At 72.0% G+C, this 21496-nt stretch carries 18 protein-coding genes and 1 tRNA gene; 4 read left to right on the top strand and 15 right to left on the bottom strand.

The window, feature by feature from the left end; all coding sequences use genetic code 11:
- Nucleotides 1-21 precede the first annotated feature (21 nt).
- Nucleotides 22-459 (bottom strand): OsmC family peroxiredoxin, encoded by a 438-nt coding sequence (locus HF995_RS12420; RefSeq protein ID WP_168448114.1) that lies wholly within the window; start codon nucleotides 457-459, stop codon nucleotides 22-24.
- Between the two features lie 178 nt (nucleotides 460-637).
- Between HF995_RS12420 and HF995_RS12415 the strand changes: the two genes are divergently transcribed.
- Nucleotides 638-1177 (top strand): DUF3806 domain-containing protein, encoded by a 540-nt coding sequence (locus HF995_RS12415; protein WP_168448113.1) that lies wholly within the window; start codon nucleotides 638-640, stop codon nucleotides 1175-1177.
- Nucleotides 1178-1236: 59 nt separating this feature from the next.
- Here the strand turns inward: HF995_RS12415 and HF995_RS12410 are convergent, their stop codons facing one another.
- Together HF995_RS12410 and HF995_RS12405 are read right to left on the bottom strand one after the other, a co-directional pair.
- Entirely contained in the window at nucleotides 1237-2157 is a 921-nt protein-coding gene (locus HF995_RS12410; protein WP_168448112.1) for a hypothetical protein, read from the bottom strand.
- Nucleotides 2158-2207: 50 nt separating this feature from the next.
- Nucleotides 2208-2774 (bottom strand): RNA polymerase sigma factor, encoded by a 567-nt coding sequence (locus HF995_RS12405; protein ID WP_350308888.1) that lies wholly within the window; start codon nucleotides 2772-2774, stop codon nucleotides 2208-2210.
- A 138-nt stretch (nucleotides 2775-2912) separates the two neighbouring features.
- Here HF995_RS12405 and HF995_RS12400 point away from each other — a divergent pair, with 138 nt between their 5' ends.
- Nucleotides 2913-3842 carry a universal stress protein gene (locus HF995_RS12400; protein ID WP_168448110.1) on the top strand — a complete coding sequence of 310 codons (930 nt, stop codon included), beginning with the start codon at nucleotides 2913-2915 and terminating at the stop codon, nucleotides 3840-3842.
- A gap of 46 nt (nucleotides 3843-3888) precedes the next feature.
- Here HF995_RS12400 and HF995_RS12395 read toward each other — a convergent pair whose 3' ends face one another.
- From HF995_RS12395 to HF995_RS12370, 6 genes are all read right to left on the bottom strand, one after another.
- Nucleotides 3889-5187 carry an MFS transporter gene (locus HF995_RS12395; protein WP_350308887.1) on the bottom strand — a complete coding sequence of 433 codons (1299 nt, stop codon included), beginning with the start codon at nucleotides 5185-5187 and terminating at the stop codon, nucleotides 3889-3891.
- A 94-nt stretch (nucleotides 5188-5281) separates the two neighbouring features.
- Nucleotides 5282-5357, bottom strand: a tRNA-Thr gene (locus tag HF995_RS12390).
- A 91-nt stretch (nucleotides 5358-5448) separates the two neighbouring features.
- Nucleotides 5449-7062: an alpha/beta hydrolase gene (locus HF995_RS12385; protein WP_350308886.1), complete on the bottom strand. Its 1614-nt coding sequence runs from the start codon at nucleotides 7060-7062 to the stop codon at nucleotides 5449-5451.
- Nucleotides 7063-7115: 53 nt separating this feature from the next.
- A complete protein-coding gene (locus tag HF995_RS12380) occupies nucleotides 7116-8255 on the bottom strand; it encodes a DNA polymerase III subunit delta' (RefSeq protein ID WP_168448108.1) in 1140 nt (379 codons plus the stop codon).
- Nucleotides 8252-8956, bottom strand: coding sequence for a dTMP kinase (gene tmk / locus HF995_RS12375; RefSeq protein WP_168448107.1), 705 nt, complete (start codon nucleotides 8954-8956; stop codon nucleotides 8252-8254). The genes HF995_RS12380 and tmk overlap by 4 nt, the downstream gene beginning before the upstream one ends.
- A 70-nt stretch (nucleotides 8957-9026) precedes the next feature.
- Nucleotides 9027-10067: a Gfo/Idh/MocA family protein gene (locus HF995_RS12370; RefSeq protein ID WP_286189608.1), complete on the bottom strand. Its 1041-nt coding sequence runs from the start codon at nucleotides 10065-10067 to the stop codon at nucleotides 9027-9029.
- A gap of 175 nt (nucleotides 10068-10242) precedes the next feature.
- Between HF995_RS12370 and HF995_RS12365 the strand changes: the two genes are divergently transcribed.
- Both HF995_RS12365 and HF995_RS12360 read left to right on the top strand, forming a co-directional pair.
- Nucleotides 10243-11079 (top strand): ABC transporter ATP-binding protein, encoded by an 837-nt coding sequence (locus HF995_RS12365; RefSeq protein ID WP_210727459.1) that lies wholly within the window; start codon nucleotides 10243-10245, stop codon nucleotides 11077-11079.
- Complete coding sequence (locus HF995_RS12360; protein WP_168448105.1) at nucleotides 11076-13670, top strand: ABC transporter permease; 2595 nt, start codon at nucleotides 11076-11078, stop codon at nucleotides 13668-13670. The genes HF995_RS12365 and HF995_RS12360 overlap by 4 nt, the downstream gene beginning before the upstream one ends.
- Before the next feature lie 75 nt (nucleotides 13671-13745).
- Here the strand turns inward: HF995_RS12360 and HF995_RS12355 are convergent, their stop codons facing one another.
- The 6 genes from HF995_RS12355 to HF995_RS12330 all read right to left on the bottom strand — a co-directional run bounded on the left by HF995_RS12355 (nucleotide 13746) and on the right by HF995_RS12330 (nucleotide 21491).
- Nucleotides 13746-15380 carry a methyl-accepting chemotaxis protein gene (locus tag HF995_RS12355; protein WP_168448104.1) on the bottom strand — a complete coding sequence of 545 codons (1635 nt, stop codon included), beginning with the start codon at nucleotides 15378-15380 and terminating at the stop codon, nucleotides 13746-13748.
- A 124-nt stretch (nucleotides 15381-15504) separates the two neighbouring features.
- Nucleotides 15505-18273, bottom strand: coding sequence for a type I DNA topoisomerase (topA, locus tag HF995_RS12350; RefSeq protein WP_168448103.1), 2769 nt, complete (start codon nucleotides 18271-18273; stop codon nucleotides 15505-15507).
- A gap of 108 nt (nucleotides 18274-18381) precedes the next feature.
- Nucleotides 18382-19014, bottom strand: a complete 633-nt coding sequence (locus tag HF995_RS12345) for a nucleotidyltransferase family protein (RefSeq protein ID WP_350308885.1) — start codon at nucleotides 19012-19014, stop codon at nucleotides 18382-18384.
- Nucleotides 19001-19873 carry an ABC transporter permease gene (locus HF995_RS12340; protein ID WP_168448102.1) on the bottom strand — a complete coding sequence of 291 codons (873 nt, stop codon included), beginning with the start codon at nucleotides 19871-19873 and terminating at the stop codon, nucleotides 19001-19003. The genes HF995_RS12345 and HF995_RS12340 overlap by 14 nt, the downstream gene beginning before the upstream one ends.
- Nucleotides 19870-20664, bottom strand: coding sequence for an ABC transporter permease (locus tag HF995_RS12335; RefSeq protein ID WP_168448101.1), 795 nt, complete (start codon nucleotides 20662-20664; stop codon nucleotides 19870-19872). The genes HF995_RS12340 and HF995_RS12335 overlap by 4 nt, the downstream gene beginning before the upstream one ends.
- Entirely contained in the window at nucleotides 20661-21491 is an 831-nt protein-coding gene (locus tag HF995_RS12330; RefSeq protein WP_168448100.1) for an ABC transporter ATP-binding protein, read from the bottom strand. Before HF995_RS12330 ends, HF995_RS12335 begins: the two co-directional genes overlap by 4 nt.
- Nucleotides 21492-21496 lie beyond the last annotated feature (5 nt).

Raw genomic sequence — 21496 nt, 5'->3', positions numbered from 1 at the left:
GGGAGCCCGCCGCGGGTCTGGTCAGGCGAGCGACGCCTCGAGAGAGATCGCCGTGCCCGCGAGCGCCTTGCTCACCGGGCACGTGTCCTTCGCGGCCTGGGCGATCTCGACGAACCTCGCCTCGTCGACGCCGTCGACCTCCCCGCTCACCGTCAGGGTGATGCTGGGGATCTGGAAGCCGCCCGCGGGGTCAGGGCCGAGCGCGACCTCGGCGGAGACGTGCAGCGCCTGGGGCGTGAACCCAGCCTCGCCCAGCAGAGCGCTGAGCTGCATCGCGTAGCAGGAGGAGTGCGCTGCGGCGATCAGCTCCTCAGGGCTCGTGCGGCCGCCGGCCTCGTCGGCCGAGCGGCTCGGGAAGGAGACCTCGTACGTACCGATCCCGGAGCTCGAGAGCTCGACCTGGCCCGAGCCCTGCTCGAGCGTGCCGTTCCATGCGGTCCGTGCCTTGCGCGTGGGCATCGCGTCCTCCAGAGGGATGGGGTGACTGTTCCTCGAATGTATCGACGGTCGCCGCACCCGGCACGGCGAGCGGGACTCACCCTGGTTCTCACCCGCTTCTTCACCCGGTCGCTCACCCGCGCGGAAGCCTGACCGGCTCATCTTTCGGCACGCCCGTGCCGATACGTAGGGTATGAAGATGTTCGCCTGGTCGACCGACGCCTCGAGCGGCGTGCGCGCTGCCGAGACCGCCGCGCCTCCACGCACGGCGCCGCGGACGGCTCTCCCCGACCCTGCGCAGCTCGTCTGGATGGAGGAGCTCCGCGAGTTCCTCCGCGAGCCCACCATGCGGCTCGACAACGCCGCCGCCGTGCAGGCCCTCTACATCGACTACTGCAGCCGCTGGCACGGGACACCTGAGAGCGACCGCTGGAACCCCAACACGTCGATCAACGCGATCGGCGTCGTCGTCGGCGACCTCATGCGCGCCCGCCGCCCCGAGCTGGAGTGGCGCGTCATCGCCGACTGCCGGCCCACCACGCTCCTGCTCACCGACGCCGCCGGCCAGCCGGTCGCGTCGCCCCTGAGCGACGTCGCCACCCGCTGGATGACGAAGGAGATGCTCTGGATGGACGCGTACCTCAACCAGCACGCGCCCACCGAGACGACCGAGGCCACCTGGATCCCCACCAAGCTCGCGCAGCGCGTCGAGACGCGGAACCACGCCGCCCGATTCTGAGCACCATCGCGAGGCTCGTCGGAGCCCCGCGCGCCCGGCTCAGCCAGCCAGGCCCATCCTCAGCCGACCAGGTCCATCGCGTCGTCCTGCAGCGCCAGGACACGCCACACGTTGTCCCGCCCGTCCGTGAACGCGTAGACCGGGACCACCCAGTCACGGCCGTCGCCCCCGCGAACGATCTCGCTCGACACATCGGCACCAGTGATCGACACCTCGATCACACCCCACGGCACCTGCCCGTCGGGCACGTCCGCCGGGTCCGACGCCGTCGCCACGAGCGGCGCACCGCGCTCGCGGCTCACGGCGTAGACGGGGTCCCCGAGCCGCTCCGCAGCCTCCTCGACCGTCACGAGCGGCAGCTCGCCGACGAGCTCACCGCGCACGAGCGTCCCGTTGTCCTCGAACAGGTCGTCCGCGAGCACACCCTCCGTCGGGAGGTCCCCCGACGGGGCGCTCGGGTCGACCGACGGGTCCAGCACCCACACCGACGCCGTACCAGGACCCTCCGGGAGGTCCCCGGCGACGAACGCGAGGCGCTGCGGCTCGTCCGCCTCCTCCGCGGGATCCTCGACGGACTCCGCACCGAGGACGGGGGGCGCGGACGCCACGACGTCCGCCGCACCCGGCGCTCGTTGCGTGCCGATCGCGTAGCCGCCACCAGCGGCGACCGCCACGACCGCGGCCGCGGCGGCGACCCGCACGAACCTGCGACGACCGCGCGCGGCAAGGTTCACGACGACACCCGCGCTCTCGTCCGAGGCAGCGCCCGGCACGTCGACGAGCAGCGTCGACGACCCGCCCGACGACGAGGTGCCGTACTCGCCCGCCCCGTCCTCCTGGGTCCGCGCCATCACGAGCGGCCACAGTCGCTCCGGGTCAGGGACGCTCGCACCAGCGGGGTCGCTGAGGACGAGAGCCTCGAACGCCACGTCCCGCGCGTCGTCGCCGACCAGGTGACCCTGGTTCTCGCGTCCTGTCATGTCTTCCTGCCCTCTCGAACCGTCGTCACCCCTGGGACCCCGTCCACCGCTCATCGCCCCTCCACCGCCTCGCGCTTCTCCCACTGCTCTCGCAGCCGGGCGCGAGCCCGGCTCAGCGCCGCGTCCGCGCCACCGCGGGAGATCCCGAGCACCGCCGCGAGGTCGTCCCCCGTGAGGCCCTCCCACGCGTTGAGCACGAGCACCTGCCGGTCGCGCGACGACATCGACGCGAGCACCTGCCGCACCGACTCGTCGACGACCACCAGGTGCGCCGGGTCGGCGTGGTCAACCTGGTCCGGGAGGCGGTCCACCGGGACCGGCCTGCCCTTGCGGTGGTGGTTGGCGAGCAAGAACCCTGCCGTGCGGTAGAGCCACGGCAGCTCCGCGCCGTCCGGCACGTCGGCGCGCCGGCGCCACGCCACCACGAACGTCTCCGCCGTCAGGTCGTCCACCTCACCGACGTGGGTGCGACGCACGAAGTACCGGTGCACGGCCGGGGCGTGCGTGCGGAAGATGCCCTCGAACCACACCTGGTCGTGCCCTGTCACACCCCCGCCGCCTTCCAGGTCCGCCGTCAGGTCGACAGACCAGACGCTCTCCTCGTCATGTGTCTCCACGCCCCCCATCCTTGCGGCTCATCCTGCGATCCGTGGAATCTCACGTCGCCACCGGCACTGTTGTCCTCCCGCGCGGACAGGGCCAGACTGGAAGAACGGACGCGACGGAGCGTCCGGCGACGGGAGCAGGTGATGACCATGTCCTCGAACCGCGTCGTCGTCGGTGTCGACGGCTCGCTCAACTCAGACCACGCCCTCGCCTGGGCGGCCGACGCCGCCGAGTCGCGGCACGTGCCCCTCGAGGTCGTCCTCGCCTGGGACGCCACGTGGGTCCACGCCTCCGAGGGAATCATGGCGATCACGGACGTCGACGAGACGTTCCGGCGCCTCACCGCGCTCGCCGAGGAGCGGATCGACTCCTCGATCTCCCGCGTGCAGGAGAAGCACGACCTCAGCGGGCTCGAGATCATCCGCACCCCCGTGCAGGGACCGGTCGTCCCCGCAGTCATCGAGGCGGCCGCGGGTGCGTCGATGCTCGTCGTCGGTCGCCGCGGCGTCGGGCGGCTCGGTCGGCTCTTCATGGGGTCCGTCTCGGCGGGCATCGTCCGTCAGGCGCACCTGCCGGTCACCATCATCCCTGACCCTGAACGGGCCGAGCAGCAGCGGGAGGCCGCGCTCGACGGCGCGGAGGCTGACGAGACGCCGCGCATCGTCGTCGGCGTCGACGGCTCGCCCGCCTCGGTCGCCGCCCTCAAGTTCGCCGCCGAGGCCGCGCAGCGTCGCCACCTCCCCCTGCACGCCGTGACGTGCTGGCAGTTCGCCACGAGCGGCATCCCGAGCGAGTCGTTCGGCTGGGTGCCACCGATCGAGGACTTCGAGGACCGCTCCGGCCAGCACCTCGACGAGGCGATCGAGCGCGCGGGGATCAGCCACCTCCCGGAGGACCAGCTCGTCCGCACGATCTTGAGGTCCAGCCCCGGACGCGGGCTCCTGCGCAGCGCGGCAGGTGCGACGTGGCTCGTGCTCGGCTCGCGCGGCATGGGCGGGTTCGAGCGGCTCATGCTCGGCTCGGTCTCCAGCCAGCTCATGGAGCACGCGCCGTGCCCCGTGACGATCGTGCGCACCTGACCCTCGCGCCGCCAGCCCTGAGCGGGCCCGTGCCTGGCCCGGTCGGCTAGACCGGCCGCGCCGGCAGCGGGCGCGCCGACGCGACGGCGAGACCCGCCGTCGCCATGACGGTGAGCGCACCGAGCACGACGACGAGGGGTACGGTCCAGCCACCGCTCGCCGTGTGCACGACCCCGAGCAGCGTCGGCCCCGTCGCCGCGAACCCGTACCCGCAGCCCTGCACGAACGCCGACATGCGCTGCATCTCGCGACCGTCCCGCGCGCGCCGCCCCATGATCGTGATGAGCACCGTGAAGTTGCCGCCCTGGGCGACGCCCGCGCACGACATCCACACGACGTTCGCCCCCGGCGCGAGGAGCAGGCCGACGGGCAGCGCGACCCACAGCAGCGCGAGGCCGACGAGCACGACACGGGTCGACACGCCGCGCGCCATGAGCACCGGCGCGCCGATCGCTCCGACGACAGCGAACGCCTGGAACGCCGCCGACGCGACGCCGGCGCCGTTCGCGTCGAGGCCGACCGTGTCCGCGAGGAGCGTGGGCAGCCACGCGCTAAGCGCGTAGTACGAGAACGACTGGCCTCCCATCGCAGCGACGAGCAGCCAGACGTCGCCCCGGCGCCACACCGGGCGCGCCGGGCCGCCGCTGCCCCGCTCGAGGGCAGCGCCCGTGCTGCGCGCTGCGACGGGCGGGCTACCGGTCGCCGAGGCGTCGCGTGCGCGCCCTGGCGCCGCGTCGACGCCCGCCTCCTCCCCTGCGACAGCCTGTGGGCCCGGCATTGCACGACCGCGCACCCGCCACCACACGGCGCCCGCGACGAGGGTGAGCAGCGCCCACGACGCGAGCGCCCACCGCCACCCGACAAGGTCGGCGAGCGGCGCCGTGAGCGCCGTCGTGAGGACCGAGCCCGCGTTGAGCGACGCCGTGTACACGCCGTTGACGACCCCCTCGCGCCCGCGGAAGTCCCGCCGCACGATCACCGGCACGACGACGTTGCCCACCGCGATCGCCGCACCGATCACGACGGTGCCCGTCACGGCCCACGCGAAGTCGCCGAGCGACCGGACGACCGTGCCGAGCGCGACGACGGCGAGGGACAGGAGGATCGTCGTCTCGAGGCTGGCCCTGCGCATGAGGAACGCCGCGAGCGGGGTCGCGACCGCGAACAGCACGACGGGGATGCTCGAGAAGACCCCGGCCGCGGCGACGGAGATCCCGAGGCCCGCCGCGACGTCCTGCACGATCGGGGCGACGGCGACGATCGGACCGCGCAGGTTGAGCGCGTAGAGCACGACGGCAGCGAGCAGCAGCCCTGCCGCGGTGCCGCCGGTGGCACGTGGACGCACGGGTCCGTCCTTTCCTCGCCCGGCGGGAACCGTCACGGCCCGCATCACCCGGGATATGCAGAAGGCCCTCGGGATGATCCCGAGGGCCTTCTGGTGGAGCCGCCTAAGAGAATCGAACTCTTGACCTTTTCATTACGAGTGAAACGCTCTGCCGACTGAGCTAAGGCGGCTGGTCATCAACGGGCGGACCCGTCGAGCCGCGACAACTATAACCACGTCAACGGGAGCGGTCCAACTCGGTCGGCGCGAGGCGCCCCGACATCAGCAGACGAGGCCGTCCTCGGGGACGGTGCCGTCGAGGAGGTACGCGTCGACGGCGCCCGCGATGCAGTCGTTCGAGCGGCCGTACGCGGTGTGCCCCTCGCCCTCCCAGGAGAGCAGCACACCGGACTCGAGCGTCTTCGCGAGCGACTGCGACCACTCGTAGGGCGTCGCCGGGTCGTTCGTCGTGCCGATCACGACGATCGGGGCGGCGCCCGGCGCCGACGGGTCGGCCGTGAAGGGCTTTGCCGGCGTGGGCCAGCCGGCGCACACGAGAGCGTTCCACGCGAACGACTCGCCGAGGGTCGGCGCGACGGCGAGGATCTTGTCCCGCTCGGCCTGCATGTGCGCGAGGTCGGCGGGGGCGCGGCCGTCGGCGCAGCCGATCGCCGTGAACGCCTCGGTCGAGTTGTCCTGGAACCCGCCGTCGAGGTCCCGGGAGTTGTAGGCGTCAGCGAGCGACAGCAGGCCGGAGCCGTCGTTGCGCTGGAGCGCCATCGTGAGCGCCTGCGTCAGCACGGGCCAGGACTCGTCGGCGTAGAGAGTGATCGCGATCCCGTAGAACGCGAGGGTGCGGGTCAGGACGCGGCCTGCGTCCTGCGTCGGCAGCGGGTCCGTGAACGCGCGCTCGGTCAGGTCGCGGATCTGCTTGAGGCCGTCGTCGACAGAGCCCGTCAGCGGGCAGCGTGCGCCCGCCATGCAGTCGGTCACGTACGCGCGCAGGGCACGCTCGAAGCCCTCGGCCTGGCCGGCGCTGAGCTCGTCTGCCTCGAGCGTGTAGTCGACCGCGCCGTCGAGGACGAGACGCCCCACGCGCTCCGGGAACAGCGCGGCGTACGTCCCGCCGAGCTGCGTCCCGTAGGAGTAGCCGAGATACGTGAGCTTCTCGTCACCGAGGAGCGCCCGCAGCAGGTCCATGTCGCGGGCCGCGCTGCCGGTGTCGACGTGCTCGAGCATCGCGCCGGTGTTCGACTGGCACGCAGCGCCGAAGGCGGTCCACGCCGCCTGGAAGCCCGCTCGACCCGCGTCTGTCGACATGTCGAAGTCGCTGGAGAGCAGCTTGTCCTTGCCCGCGTCGTCGAGGCACGTCACAGGGCTCGACCTCCCGACGCCGCGCGGATCGAAACCGACGACGTCGTACGCCTCCTGGACCTCCGGGCTGATGACCGAGACCGCTGCGTCGAGGAAGTCGATGCCGGACGCGCCCGGACCGCCCGGGTTGATCAGGAGCGAGCCCTGCTTCGTCCCGGACGCCTGGGTCCGCTCGACCGCGAGGCTCGCCTTGCCCGCGGACGCGTCCGCCCAGTCGACGGGGATGTCGATCGTCGCGCACAGGTGGTCGTCGTTGCACTCCTCCCACGCGACGGACTGCTCGTAGAACGGCAGCATCGACGGGTCGAGATCCTTCGGGGCGAGCCCGGCACCGGCACCGGGCTGCCCGGTGCTCGTGGCGCTCGGGTCGACGTCGATCGCTTCCTTGCCCGCCGTGCACCCGGCGAGGGCCAGCACGAGCACGAGGGAGCCTGCGGACCACCGGGCGGCACGCCTGGTCCCGCGGTTCCCGCCGTGCAGGGCGGACGAGACGGACAGGCGGGCGGCGGTGGTCTTCAGCACGTGCTCCACCGTAACGGCTCGCGCCGCTGCGTGTCGGACGTGCGAGACGTTGCTCAGCCCTGGGGGCGCAGGGCGATCATCATCGCCTCGACCGCGAGCAGCGGAGCGACGTTGCCGGTCAGGCGCGTGCGCGCCGCGCCGATCGCGTCCATGCGACGCAGCGTCTGCTCCGGGGTCGACTCCTCGGCGAGCGCACGCACGGTCTCGGCGTGCGCGGTGTTGACGAGCTCGACGTCGGAGCCGAGCTGGATGACGAGCACGTCCCGGTACAGCGACAGCAGGTCGACCATCGCCCGGTCGAGCGTGTCGCGCTGCGCGCGCGTCGCGCGGCGCTTCTGGTCGTCCTCGAGCTGCTTGACCTGCGCGCGCAGGTTCGGCGGGACGGTCTGCCCCGGCTCGACGCCGAGCGTGCGCAGCAGGTCGGCCTTCTCGGCCGCGTTGCGCTCCTCGGAGTGCGCGGCAGACTCCGCCTGCGCGACGTCGACGAGCTCGCCGGCCGCGAGCACGGCGTCCCCGACGCCGCGGATGCGCCGCGCGACCGACAGGACGGCGTCCCGGCGCTCGCGCGCCGAGGGGTCACGGGCGAGACGCCGTGCGAGGCCGATGTGTGACTGCGCCGCGCGCGCGGCCTCGAGCGCGACCGACGGCTCGGCGCCGTCGCGCCGCACCAGAAGGTCCGCGACCGCCTCGACGGGCGGCACACGCAAGGCGATCTTGCGGCAGCGCGAGCGGATCGTCACGACGACGTCCTGCGGGCTCGGCGCGCACAGCACCCACACGGTGCGGGAGGGCGGCTCCTCGATCGCCTTCAGGAGGACGTTGGAGGTGCGTTCGAGCATGCGGTCGGCGTCCTCGACGATGATCACGCGCCAGCGGCCGTGCGCAGGGCTGCGCTGCGCGAGGCCGATGAGCCCGCGCACCTCGTCGATCGAGATGGTGACCTTGTCGGTCGCGACGACCGTCACGTCAGGGTGCGCGCCTCGCATGACCGCGGCGATCTCGCGCTCGTCCACGGCCGGGTCGCCCGTGCACTGCAGCGCGGCCGCGAACGCGCGCGCGGCGTTCGAACGGCCCGAGCCGGGCGGGCCCGTGACGAGCCACGCGTGCGTCATCGCCGCGTCGTCGGCTGCTGCCGCGCGCAGCGGCGCGATCGCGTCCTCCTGCCCGACGACGTCCGCCCAGACGTCCGTCACGCGTCCCCCACTGCCGGGTCGCGCGGGGAGTCCTCGACGACCGCGAGCGACGAGTCGACGTCGATGCCGAGGCGGCGCGCGACGAGCTCGACGACGTGCGCGTGCACCTCCTCGATCGACCGTGCCGCGTCGACGACGACGATCCGACCGGGGTGAGCGGCGGCGCGCGCGAGGTACGCCTCGCGCGTGCGGACGTGGAACTCGGCGCCGGCGCGCTCGAGCCGGTCGAGCCCACCCGGGACGCGGGCGACCCCGATCGCCGGGTCGACGTCGAGCAGGATCGTCACGTGCGGCAGCAGACCGTGCGTCGCCCACAGCGAGAGGTTCTCGATCTCGGCGGCGCTCAGCTCGCGGCCGCCAGCCTGGTAGGCGACGGACGAGTCGAGGTAGCGGTCCGTGATGACGACGCCGCCACGCTCGAGCGCAGGCCGCACGACCGTGTCGACGTGGTGCGCCCGGTCCGCGGCGTACAGCAGAGCCTCGGTGCGCGGGTCCATGTCCTCGCCGTGCAGCACGAGGCGCCTCAGGTCGAGGCCCATCGCCGTGCCGCCCGGCTCACGCGTCGTGACGACCTCGTAGCCGATCCGCGAGAACCAGTCGGCGAGCAAGGAGATCTGGGTCGTCTTGCCGGAGCCGTCGCCGCCCTCGAAGGACACGAAGACACCCGACGCCGAAGGCGATCCGAGGGAGGAGACAGTCACGGCGCCAGCCTACCGACCCCCTCCGACGCAGCGGACCGCGAGCCGGGCCCCGCAGGGCCCGGCCGCCACGTCACTCGCCCGGGTAGGCCACGCCGATCTGACGACGGACCTCGTCCATCGTCTCCAGGACGTCGATCGTCCCCTGCCACGTCATGCGCTCCGACTCCGTGCGCCCCTCGGCGACGCAGCGCGCGACCTCCGCCGCCTCGTACTGCAGCCCCTTCACCGCAGGACGGTCGTACGTCCAGCGCGAACCGTCGTTCAGCGTCACCGTGAACGACGTCGGCGAGTAGAAGCTCCCCGCGACCTCGATGTACCCGTCCGTGCCCGAGACCAGCGCGACCGTGGGCGTCCGCGCCCACAACGTCGTCGACAGCGTCGCGTGCGCACGCTCGCCGTACGTCAGCGCCATCGAGATCTGACCGTCCACGCCCGTGTCCGTCAGCGCACCGACCGCCGTCACCGACGCAGGCGCCCCGAGCAGGTCGTGCGCGAACGACACCGGGTACACGCCCAGGTCGAGCAGCGCGCCGCCCGCGAGCGCCGGGTCGAACAGCCGCGACGAGGGGTCGTGCACGAACTTCTGCCCGTGGTCCGCCGACACGTTGACGACCTCGCCGATCAGCCCGGACCCCACGACAGCGCGCAGAGCGGCGACGTGCGGCAGGAAGCGCGTCCACATCGCCTCCATGACGAACGTGCCCGCCGTGCGAGCAGCGTCGAACACCTCACGAGCCTCCGCCGCGTTGCGCGTGAAGGACTTCTCCACGAGGAGGTGCTTGCCCGCCGAGATCGCGAGGAGCGCCTGGTCCTTGTGCTCCGAGTGCGGCGTCGCGATGTACACGGCGTCCACGTGGTCGTCCGCGACGAGCTCCTCGTAGCCGATGTGCGTCGTCGGGATGCCGTGCGCCGAGGCGAACCGCTCCCCGCGCACACGGTCGCGCGACCCGACCGCCACGAGCTGCGCACGAGTGTGAGCCGTCACCGCTGCGGCGAACGAGCCCGCGATGTTGCCGGCACCGAGGATGCCCCAGCGGATCGACGGCGCCGTCGCCGGGTCAGGGACGGTCGCGGAGGGCATGGACTGGATCAGGGAGGCGTCGTTGCTCATGAGGCAACGCTAGCGCGCACCACCCCCGCCCGCGTGCCCCGTTCAGGGAGCTCTCAGGGTGGGGAATCAGGGGTGCACTGGGGGGAAATCCCGATGACGCCCGAGAGCCCGGCGCGGGAGGCTCATGGAGACACAGACCACACCCACGCTTCTTCACGACACGAACGGAACGATGATGACCGCCACCCCCGACAGCTCGACCGCGACACTCGGTGTCCTCACCGACGGGACCGCCCCGCAGGCGTGGGCCCGCGGCCTGACCAAGGTCTACGGCTCGGGAGAGACCGCCGTGACCGCTCTCGACGGGATCGACGTCGACTTCGCGTCCGGCCGCTTCACCGCGATCATGGGTCCCTCCGGCTCCGGCAAGTCCACGCTCATGCACTGCATGGCAGGCCTCGACCGCGTCACGTCGGGCCGCGCCGTCGTCGACGGCCACGAGATCGGCCGCATGAACCAGCGCAACCTCACCAAGCTCCGCCGCACCCACCTCGGCTTCATCTTCCAGTCGTTCAACCTCATCCCCACGCTCACCGCCGAGGAGAACATCACCCTCCCCCTCGACATCGCCCGGCGACCCGTCGACCGCGCCTGGTTCGACGAGGTCATCGAGACCGTCGGCCTGCGCGACCGCCTGCGCCACCGCCCCGACGAGCTCTCGGGCGGCCAGCAGCAGCGCGTCGCGTGCGCCCGCGCCCTCGTGTCCAAGCCCGCCGTGATCTTCGCCGACGAGCCGACCGGCAACCTCGACTCCCACTCCGCGACCGAGGTCCTGTCGTTCCTGCGCCGCTCCGTCGAGCAGCTCGGGCAGACCGTCGTCATGGTCACGCACGACCCGCGTGCGGCGTCGTACGCGCACCGCGTCCTGTTCCTCGCCGACGGCCGACTCGCAGCCGACCTGCGCGAGCCCACCCACGACGCGATCCTCGCCCAGCTCGCCGAGCTCACCCCCGCCCGCAGCGAAGGTGCGCGCAGCGCGCTCGACGCAGCAGCCGAGGTGCCGGCCCGATGATCCGCGTCGCGCTGCGCGGCATCCGCGCCCACTTCGTCCGCTTCGGGATGGCGGTCCTCGCCGTCGCCCTCGGCGTCGCCTTCGTCGCCGGCACCTACTCCCTGCGCGCCGTCCTGGCGAGCACCTTCGACGCGATCGTCGACTCCTCCTACTCCGCCCAGACCTACGTCCGCGGCGCAGACATGGTCGTCGGCATGGACTCCACGACCGGCTCCGCCGGGAGCGTCCACGCCCCCGTCCCCGCCAGCCTCGTCGACACGGTCCGTGAGGCCGACGGCGTCGACCGCGCCTACGCCGACTACAGCGGCACGCTCGTCCTCGTCGGCAAGGACGGCACCGCGGTGACGACGTCCGGCGCACCGACGCTCGGCGTCGCGCTCGCCCGCGACGACACGGTCGTGCGGGTGACCGACGGCGACTACGCCGTCGGGCCCGAGCAGATCGTCCTCGAGGAGTCGACCGCCGAGCGAGCCGGCCTCACGACCGGCGACCGCACCAAGATCATCCTCGCGGGCGACATCCTCGACGTGACCGTCTCCGGTCTCGCGCACTTCGACGCGACGATGGCCGGCGCGCTGCTCATCGGCCTCGACCCCGAGGTCGCCGCCGCCGCCTACGCCCCCGAGGGCACCGTCCCCACCATCTCCGTGTTCGGCAAGCCCGGGGTGAGCGAGACCCAGCTCCGCGACGCCGTCGCACAGAAGCTCGCCGCGAGCACCTCCGTCGACGGCGCGGCCACCGCCGAGGTCGTCACGGGCGACACGATGCGCGAGGAGCAGAGCGACGCCATCGGCGAGATGCTCGGCTTCATCCAGGTGTTCCTCCTCGTGTTCGCCGGGGTCTCGCTCTTCGTCGGCGGGTTCCTCATCGCCAACACGTTCTCGATGAGCGTGCGCGAACGCATGCGGGAGTTCGCGCTCCTGCGGGCGATCGGTGCGAGCCCGTCACAGGTGTTCGCGTCGATCCTCGGCCAGGCGCTCGTCATCGGCGTGCTCGGCTCCGCGGTCGGCATCGGGCTCGGCATCGGCATCGCCGCAGGTCTGTCTGCGCTCCTGTCCAACATGGGCATGGAGATGGGAGGTGCGGTCGAGCTGACCGCCGACACGGTCGTGATCTCGCTCGTCGTCGGCACCGTCGTCTCGCTCGTCGCGGCCGCGATCCCCGCCCGGCGGGCGGCCCTGACCGCGCCCGTCGAGGCGATGCGCGCGGAGGCGCCCTCCGAGAAGGGGCTGCGCGTGCGCACCGCGATCGGTGCGGTGCTCACGCTCGCGGGCATCGGCGGCGTCGCGTACGCGTCGCTCGCCAAGACCGCCGACGGCCTCGTGGTCGAGGGCGCCCCGACGATGCTCGGGATCGGTGCGGTCACGCTCGTCGTGGGCATGCTGGTCCTCGCTCCCATCCTCGCCCGCTGGATCGTCCCGGTGCTCGCTGCGCCGTTCGCCGCGCTGGGCAAGCCGCTCGGCGGGCTCGCACGCGGCAACGTCGTGCGGAACCCCCGCCGCACCGCGTCGACCGCTGGCGCCCTCATGATCGGCATGGTCCTCGTGAGCGCCTCGGGTGTCCTCGCGGCGTCCACGACCGCGTCGATCGGCTCCGTCATCGAGTCCGACCTCAAGGCGGAACTCATCGTCCAGTCGCAGGGCGGAGACCTCCCTCAGCAGGTCGCCGACGCCATGGCGGCCACGCCGTCGGTCGCCGCGCTCGACGTCGCCGACTACGGCGTGACGTTCGCGTCCGGCATCAGCACCCCGCAGTTCGTGTTCTCCGCGGAGCCTGCGCTCTGGGAACGCTCGATCGACGTCACGGTGGAGGACGGCGAGCTCGCCTCCTACGGACGCGGTGAGGCCCTCGCGCTCAAGCCGGCCGCGAAGAGCAACGGCTGGAAGGTCGGCGACGTCGTCACCCTCGGCTCCGAGCAGGGCGTCACCGACGGCACGGCCGGCACGCAGGTCCGCATCGGCGCGATCATCGACTCGCAGGCGTTCGGCGGCGCGATGTTCGTCCCTCGCGACGTCTACGAGAAGGTCGTGCGACCGGAGCTCTCCGGGATCGCCGTCGCGTTCGCGACCGCAGCCGACGGCGTCACGACGGACCAGCTGCGCGCCGACCTCGTCGAGATCGCCAAGCCGTACTTCGTGATCTCGGTGATGGACTCCGAGGAGATGGTCAACGCGCTCGCCGACCAGGTGAACATGATGCTCACGGTCATCTACGCGCTGCTCGGCCTGAGCGTCCTCATCGCGGTGCTCGGGATCGTCAACACGCTCGCGCTGTCGATCATCGAACGCACCCGCGAGGTGGCGCTGCTGCGGGCCGTCGGTCTGGGTAGGCTCCAGCTCTCGACGATGGTCGCGATCGAGTCGGTGCTGACCGCCCTGTTCGGCACGATCCTCGGCGTCGGCGTGGGCGTGGGCATCGCGACCGCGCTGCCCGCCGTGTTCAAGGACGAGGGCATGACGCAGCTCGTGATCCCGTGGGGCACTCTCGGCGGGATGGTCGTGCTCGCGGCGCTGGTCGGGCTCGTCGCGGCCGTGTGGCCGTCGATCCGGGCGGCCCGCATGCCGGTCCTGGACGGCCTCGCCGCCGAGTAGCCGGCCCGCTGCCAGACGCAGATCGCCCGGTCGCACGCGCAGAGCGTGCGACCGGGCGATCTGTCGTGGCGGCCGTCAGTAGACGAAGCGTGCAGCCTGCGCCCGCAGGTCGGCGGCCATGCGCGCGAGCTCGTTCACCGCGTCACCGACCTGGGCGACGACACCTGAGGTGACCTGCGCGGCGGACGCGACCCCGGTGATGTTCGCGGCGATCTCGCCCGAGCCGGTCGCCGCCTCGTTCACGTTGCGCGCCATCTCGCTCGTGGTCGCGGTCTGTTCCTCGACCGCCGACGCGATCGTCGTCTGGAAGTCGTTGATCCGCCCGATGATCTCGGTGATCTCGTCGATCGCGCCGACCGCTCCGGTGGCGTCCGCCTGGATCGCCTCGATCCGACGAGCGATGTCGTCGGCCGCCTTCGCCGATTCCTGCGCGAGCTCCTTGACCTCCGACGCCACGACGGCGAAGCCCTTGCCCGCGGCTCCTGCGCGCGCAGCCTCGATCGTCGCGTTGAGCGCGAGCAGGTTCGTCTGCTCGGAGATCGACGTGATGACCTTGATGACGTTGCCGATCTCCTGGGAGCTGGCACCGAGCTTCGAGACCGTGTCGTTCGTCGCGAGAGCGACATCGCTCGCCTTGCCCGCGACGCGTGCCGCGTCGCTCGTGCTCTGCGAGATCTCCCGGATGGAGGCGCCCATCTGCTCCGCGCCGACGGCGACGGTCTGGATCCGCTGCGACACCTGGTCCGCAGCCGAGGCCACGCTCCCTGCCTGCACCGACGTCTCCTCAGACGTCGCGGTGATCTGGGAGGTCGACGACGACAGCTCCTCGGCTGCGCTCGCGACCGTGTCCGACGTCGCGACGACGGACGCGATCGTCTCCCGCAGAGCCGTCTGGGCACGGCCGAGCGCTCTCGCCATCTGCCCGAGCTCGTCCGCCGTCCCCACGTCAGCACCGAGAGTGAGGTCGCCCTCCGCCATCGCCTCGAGCGACCGCTGAACCTTGCTGATCGGGCCGCGCACGAACCGGGCGAGCGCGAGGCCGAAGGCCAGGGCGAGGCCGGTCCCGACGAGGATCGCCACCGCGATCGCGAGCATCTGTCGCTGGGCTGCCTGGTCCGCGTCGTTCGCGAGACCCTGCAGGTGCTCGATGATCTCGTCGTTCGTGCTGCTCAGGGTTGCGACGACGGTCCCGCCGATGGGGGTGATCTCCTCGTCGACCTTGGCGTACGCGGCGTTGTCGCCTGCCTGCGCGGCAGGGATCATCCCGTTCGTGAGCAGGTCGCGATAGGCGGCGAGCGACGTCGCGAAGTCGGTGAGGTTCTGCGAGTCTCGGCCTGCCGAGGCGTGAAAGCCGTCGGCCAGCTCGGTCACCGCGCCGTCGAGCTGGGTGGTCGCCTCGTTCAGCGCGGCGACCTGGTCCGTGACGTCACCTCCGATGTAGCTGCCAAGCATCGAAGCCCGGTTACGCATGTTCCAGACTCCGTCCTTGACGGCTGCGAGCGAGACGTTGAGGCTCGCCTGGTCCTGGACGAGGTTGTTCATCGTGCTGCGCAGGGCGCTCACAGACTGCAGCGCGAGCCCGCCCAGCAGAAAGGTCACGAGGGTCGTGACCGCGACGAGCCCGAGCAGCTTCGTGCGGATGGAGCGGTCACCGAAGGCAGCCGAGATTCCCCGGCGGCGAGGAGGGGTGGGTGCGTCGAACGAGTTCATCTCAAGCTCCTGACGGCGTGTGGTATCTCGTCAATCGACGCGCCGCCAGGAGTTTGAAGAAATGACAAGGCCTGTGTGACGAACTTCTCCCGAGCGTTCGGCCGGGCCGCCGCGGGAGGGCGGGCTACTCGGCCGTCTTCTTCGCCGCCGGCTTCTTCGCGGGCGCCTTCGCCGGGGCCTTCTTCGCCGCTGGCTTCTTGGCCGGCGCCTTCTTCGCAGCCGTCTTCTTCGCCGGGGCCTTCGCGCGCTTCTCCGCGAGGAGCTCGACCGCCTGCTCGTGCGTGATCGACTCGATCGACGCGTCCTTCGGCAACGTCCGGTTCGTCGTCCCGTCAGTCACGTACGGGCCGAAGCGGCCGTCCTTGACGACGATCGGCTTGCCCGACGTCGGGTCCTCGCCCAGCTCCTTGAGCGGCGCCGCCGCCGTCGCGCCGCGGCCACGCTTGGGCTGCGCGTAGATCGCGAGCGCCTCCTCGAGCGTGATCGTCAGCAGCAGGTCCTCGCTCGCGATCGTCCGCGAGTCCGTGCCCTTCTTCAGGTACGGCCCGTACCGGCCGTTCTGCGCCGTGATCTCCGCACCCGTCTCCGGGTCGACGCCCACCACGCGCGGGAGCGACAGCAACCGCAGCGCATCCTCGAGGGTGATCGTCTGCAGCGACATGTCCTTGAACAAGGACGCCGTGCGGGGCTTCGGGAGCGCCGCGAGCGCTCGCTTCTTCGCCGCCGCGGACAGCCCCTCCTCAAGCTTCGGCTCGGGCAGCACCTCCGTGACGTAGGGGCCGTACCGGCCGGAACGCGCGACGATCGGGTGACCGCTCTGCGGGTCAGCCCCGAGCACGATGTCGCCGTCCGCCTGCGTCTCGATCAGCTCACGAGCCTTCGCGACCGTCAGCTCGTCGGGCGCGACGTCGTCCGGCACCGAGGCGCGCGGCGGGTTCTCGCCCTCCTTGACCTCGGCGGCGGTGTCCTCGATGTACGGCCCGTAGCGGCCGACGCGCAGGACGATGCCCTCGCCGACAGGGACCGAGTTGATGTCGCGTGCGTCGATGTCGCCGAGGTTGTCGACGAGAGCCTTGAGGCTGTCCTTCGAGTCGGCGCCGTCGCCGAAGTAGAACTTCGACAGCCACGCCGTGCGGTCCACGTCGCCCGCGGCGATCTGGTCGAGGTCCGCCTCCATCGCGGCCGTGAAGTCGTAGTCGACCAGACGGTCGAAGTGCTCCTCGAGGAGCCGCACGACCGCGAACGCAATCCACGACGGGACGAGCGCCTGCCCGCGGGAGAACACGTAGCCGCGGTCGAGGATCGTCGAGATCGTCGACGCGTACGTCGACGGGCGGCCGATGCCGCGCTCCTCGAGCGCCTTGACGAGGCTCGCCTCCGTGAAGCGCGGCGGAGCCGACGTCGTGTGCCCGTCCGCCGTCAGGTCGCGGCTCGTGAGCGCGTCTCCCTCCGACATCTCGGGCAGGCGCGACTCGCCGTCCTTCTTCGCGTCGTCGTCATACCTGTCGGTGTCGCGACCTTCCTCGTACGCGGCGAGGAAGCCCCGGAACGTGATGACCGTGCCCGACGCCGAGAACACGGCGTCGACCTTCGTGCCGTCCGCGCGAGTGCCGTCGACCCCCAGGCGCACCGACGCCGTCGACCCGCGCGCGTCACCCATCTGAGACGCGACCGTGCGCTTCCAGATGAGCTCGTACAGCTTGAACTGGTCGCCCGACAGCTCGCCCGCGACCTGCGCGGGCGTGCGGAACGAGTCACCAGCAGGGCGGATGGCCTCGTGAGCCTCCTGCGCACCCTTCGCCTTCGACGCGTAGTGGCGCGGCTTGTCGGGGACGTACGCAGCGCCGTACAGCTCGGACGCCTGACGGCGCGCGGCGTCGATCGCCTGCGTCGACAGCGCCGGCGAGTCCGTACGCATGTAGGTGATGTACCCGTTCTCGTAGAGCGTCTGCGCCGTGCGCATCGTCTGACGAGAGCTCATGCGGAGCTTGCGCGACGCCTCCTGCTGGAGCGTCGACGTCGTGAACGGCGCCGCCGGACGGCGCGTGTACGGCTTGGTCTCGAGGCTGCGCACCGTAGCGGCCTGGCCGTCGATCGCCGCGGCGACGGCGCGAGCCGTCTCCTCGTCGAGGTGCACCGTCGACGCCGACTTGAGCTCGCCACGGTCCGAGAAGTCGCGGCCCGACGCGACGCGCGCGCCGTCGAGCGACGTCAGACGAGCGTTGAACCACTGGTCGTCACGCTCGCCCTGCGGCGTCGTGAACTCGGCCGTGAGGTCCCAGTACTCGGCAGCGACGAACGCCATGCGCTCCCGCTCGCGCTCCACGACCAGCCGTGTCGCGACCGACTGCACACGCCCCGCAGACAGGCCCTGCCGGACCTTGCGCCACAGCACCGGCGACACCTCGTAGCCGTACAGGCGGTCGAGGATGCGGCGCGTCTCCTGCGCGTCGACCAGACGCTCGTCGATCTCCCGGGTGTTCTCGAGCGCCCGCGTGATCGCCTCGCGGGTGATCTCGTGGAACACCATGCGCTTGACCGGAACCTTCGGCTTGAGCGCCTCGAGGAGGTGCCACGCGATGGCCTCGCCCTCGCGGTCCTCATCAGTGGCCAGGAAGAGCTCGTCGGCGTCCTTGAGCAGACGCTTCAGCTCGGCGACCTTCTTCTTCTTGTCGCCGTACACCTCGTAGTACGGCGTGAACCCGTTCTCGACGTCGACTGCGAACTTGCCGAACGGGCCCTTCTTCATCTCGGCAGGCAGCTCGGACGGCTGCGGGAGGTCACGGATGTGCCCCACGCTCGCCTCGACCTCGTACCCGTCACCCAGGTACGACGCGATCGTGCGCGCCTTCGCGGGGGACTCCACGATGACGAGCTTGCGTCCTTGCGACATGGCCAGCCTGCTTCCTCTGCCGAGCGAGCGCGCCACCGCGGCGCACTCGCAGCCAGCGTAAGGGATGCATCGGACCGCGCGAGCCGGGGCGTCAGCCCGCTGTGGACGTCACCCGCGCGGCGGGGAGTCGACGTCGCACCCTCCGCCGATGTCCGTGCAGTCGACCGGCTCGCAGCCCGCGCGACGCAGGTACGGGCCCGCGCCGCGGTCCCCACCAGCACGATCCACCTGGCGCAGGAGCGCAGCCCAGTGGTCTCTCCCGACGACCACGGGATGCCCGGGAGCGTCGTCGTACACCGCGCGCCGCAGGCTCGCCGCGCACGGCGCGGAGCCGAGCACGCGGCGCACCGCGGCAGGCCTCAGGTCCGGCAGGTCGACGAGCGAGACGACCGCGCAGTCAGCGCGGGCGCGCTCGTCGTCACCGAGGAAGCACGCGAGTCCCGCCGCGAGCGACGCCGACAAGCCCGCCGCCCAGCCGTGCGCCGTCACGACCCGCACGCCCGCTGGCACGAGCGTGCGCGCGACGTCGGCCTGCGCCCCGAGCACGACCGTCACGTCCTCGCAGCCACCCTCCTCGAGGACCTCGACGGCACGGCTCAGCCACGTGCGCCCGTCCGCGTCGCGGACGAGCGCCTTGGGCACGCCCATCCGCGTGCCGGCGCCAGCCGCGAGCACGAGCCCCGACGCACGGGGACGCTGCCACGGCCGCGGCTCGACGCCGCGGCCGTCAGCGAGGACCACCGCCGTCCCCGAACCGGGCCAGCACGAGGCGCTCGACGAGCTGCGCGAACGTGTACAGCACGAGCGAGACCAGCGTGATCGCGGCGACCATCGCCCACACCTTGGTGTTCTGCGCGCGCCCCACCGCCGACACGACGCCGTACCCGATGCCCTGCCCCGTCGCGAGCCACTCCGCGATGAGCGCCCCCGTGATCGCCGCCGGGACCGCCACGCGCACCGACGCGAACAGCGCCGGCAGCGCCGAGGGCAGCGCGACCTTTGTCAGGACCGCCCGGTCGGAGCCCCCGAACACGTGCACGACGTCGCGCATCTGCGGCGACGCCGAGCGCAACCCGAACACGATCGTCACGAGCGCCGGGAACAGCACGACGATCCCGCTCATGACCGCGACCGTGACCGCGCCACGCCCCAGCAGCAGGAAGATGATCGGCGCGAGCGCGATGAGGGGCACCGAGCGCAGCAGCATCGCGACCGGCATGACCGTCGCCTCGACGCCGCGCGACAGCACGATCGCCCCCGCGAGGACGAGCGCGGCGACCATGCCCGTGACAAAGCCGAGCGACGCGTCGCGCAGCGTCTCGCCGAGCAGCGTGACGATCTCCGCGCGGTTCGCGGCCGCCTTCGGCACCTCGACGAGGTACTCCCACACGTCGCGCGGTCCCTTGCCCACGTACGGCGAGACGTCGAAGACGCGCAGCGCGGCCACCCACAGAACGAGGACGATCACCAGGGTCGTGGCGGCGTCGACCACGACGCGCAGCGTCCCCCGGGTCGCTGCGCGCAGCGTCCCGTGGCCTGCGGCCCGCAGCGTCCCCGGGCCTCCGGCGCGCACCGCCACGCTCGTGCTGGTCTGGCTCATCGTGCCGCCTCCGTCCGACCGCCGGCCCACGGCGTCACCCACCGGGCGACGAGGCCGAAGAACGCGTAGCCCGCCCCCGCGACGAGCGCGCACACGAGCGCGATGCCCCACGCACGCTCGGACGCGAGCGACTGCTGCGCGTTGACGAGCGCCGGACCGACACCGCGGTCCATCCCGCCGATGTACTCGCCGAGGATCGCGCCCAGCACCGCCGCAGGCGCCGCGACCTGCAGTGCCGAGACGACGCTCGGCAGCGACGCGAAGAGCTGCACCTTCGTGAGCTGCTTCCACCGGCCGCCGCCGTAGACCGTCACGACGTCGAGGCTCGCGCGGTCCGCCGCGCGCAGCCCCAGGACAGCGCCGACGACCGTCGTGAAGAACACCGACAGCCCAGCGAGGACGACTGCGGTCCCGGACGGCTCGCCCGACGGCGGCGGCCCGATGACGATGTAGATGATCGGCAGGATCGCGACGAGCGGCAGGCAGTAGCTGATGACAGCGACCTGCATGACGACCCGCTCGACCAGCGGCACCAGCAGGACGAGCGACGCGAGCGCGAGCGCGAGTCCGTTGCCGATCAGGAACCCCCGCACCGCCTCCTCGATCGTCACCCCGAAGTTCGCGGAGTAGAACGCCCACCCGTCGTCGACGAGCGCCCGGACGACACCGCCCGGCGTCGGCAGGGTCGAGCCCGCGAGGACCGTCACCGCCGCGACCCACCAGAGCGCGACGAGGGCCACGAGGCCGACGGCGCCCGGGAGCCAGCCACGCAGCCGCTCGACCGTCGTCACGGCTCCTCCCCGACCACCCCGCCCGACCCGAACAGCAGGTCGGACGCGTGGTCGCACAGCGCGTGGAACTCCGGCGTGCGCTGCATCTCCGGGAGGCGCGGCCGCGGGAGGTCCACCTCGATGACCTCCTTGACCCGCCCCGGGCGTGCGCTCATCACCGCGACACGGTCCGAGAGGAAGATCGCCTCGGAGATGCCGTGCGTGACCATGAGGGTCGTCGCCGGCTTCTCCGTCCAGATCCGCAACAGCTCGAGGTTGAGACGCTGCCTCGTCATGTCGTCGAGCGCACCGAACGGCTCGTCCAGGAGGAGGACGCTCGGCCGGACGACGAGCGCACGCGCGATCGACACGCGCTGCCGCATGCCTCCTGAGAGCTGCGACGGCTTCGCCTTCTCGAACCCCTCAAGACCGACGAGCCTGATCAGCTCCTCGACGAGCGCGTCGTCGGGGCGAGCACCGGCCACCTCGAACGGCAGCCGGATGTTCGCCATGACCGACCGCCACGGCAGCAGGGCCGAGTCCTGGAACGCGATCCCCAGCTCGTGCGCCTCGCGCAGCTCGAGCGGCGTGCGGCCGTCGACGAGCGCCGTCCCGTTCGTCGGCTGCTCGAGCCCCGCGAGGATCCGCAGGATCGTCGACTTGCCGCAGCCGGACGGACCGAGGAGGGACAAGAACGTCCCCTGGTCCGTGAACAGCGTCGCGTCGTCGAGCGCCGTGACCGTGCGCCTGCCCGAGCCGAAGGTCTTCGTGAGGTTCTCGATCCGGACCCCCGTGCCCAGGGAGCCCGCGACTCCCTGGGCAGCGGAGCCCGCCACCGTGACGGTCATCGTGC

The sequence above is a fragment of the Sanguibacter hominis ATCC BAA-789 genome (genome assembly GCF_012396185.1).
Taxonomy (GTDB): Bacteria; Actinomycetota; Actinomycetes; order Actinomycetales; family Cellulomonadaceae; genus Flavimobilis; species Flavimobilis hominis.
This window is presented reverse-complemented; position numbering and strand designations above follow the sequence as displayed.

Excerpts from the sequence above, each read along its gene's own strand:
- HF995_RS12365 (WP_210727459.1), top strand. The coding sequence starts at position 10,243 with ATGACCGCCACCCCCGACAGCTCGACCGCGACACTCGGTGTCCTCACC.
- HF995_RS12355 (WP_168448104.1), bottom strand. The coding sequence starts at position 15,380 with ATGAACTCGTTCGACGCACCCACCCCTCCTCGCCGCCGGGGAATCTCG.
- HF995_RS12340 (WP_168448102.1), bottom strand. The coding sequence starts at position 19,873 with ATGAGCCAGACCAGCACGAGCGTGGCGGTGCGCGCCGGAGGCCCGGGG.
- HF995_RS12330 (WP_168448100.1), bottom strand. The coding sequence starts at position 21,491 with ATGACCGTCACGGTGGCGGGCTCCGCTGCCCAGGGAGTCGCGGGCTCC.
- HF995_RS12370 (WP_286189608.1), bottom strand. The coding sequence starts at position 10,067 with ATGAGCAACGACGCCTCCCTGATCCAGTCCATGCCCTCCGCGACCGTC.
- topA (WP_168448103.1), bottom strand. The coding sequence starts at position 18,273 with ATGTCGCAAGGACGCAAGCTCGTCATCGTGGAGTCCCCCGCGAAGGCG.
- HF995_RS12360 (WP_168448105.1), top strand. The coding sequence starts at position 11,076 with ATGATCCGCGTCGCGCTGCGCGGCATCCGCGCCCACTTCGTCCGCTTC.
- HF995_RS12415 (WP_168448113.1), top strand. The coding sequence starts at position 638 with ATGTTCGCCTGGTCGACCGACGCCTCGAGCGGCGTGCGCGCTGCCGAG.
- HF995_RS12420 (WP_168448114.1), bottom strand. The coding sequence starts at position 459 with ATGCCCACGCGCAAGGCACGGACCGCATGGAACGGCACGCTCGAGCAG.
- HF995_RS12400 (WP_168448110.1), top strand. The coding sequence starts at position 2,913 with ATGTCCTCGAACCGCGTCGTCGTCGGTGTCGACGGCTCGCTCAACTCA.
- HF995_RS12410 (WP_168448112.1), bottom strand. The coding sequence starts at position 2,157 with ATGACAGGACGCGAGAACCAGGGTCACCTGGTCGGCGACGACGCGCGG.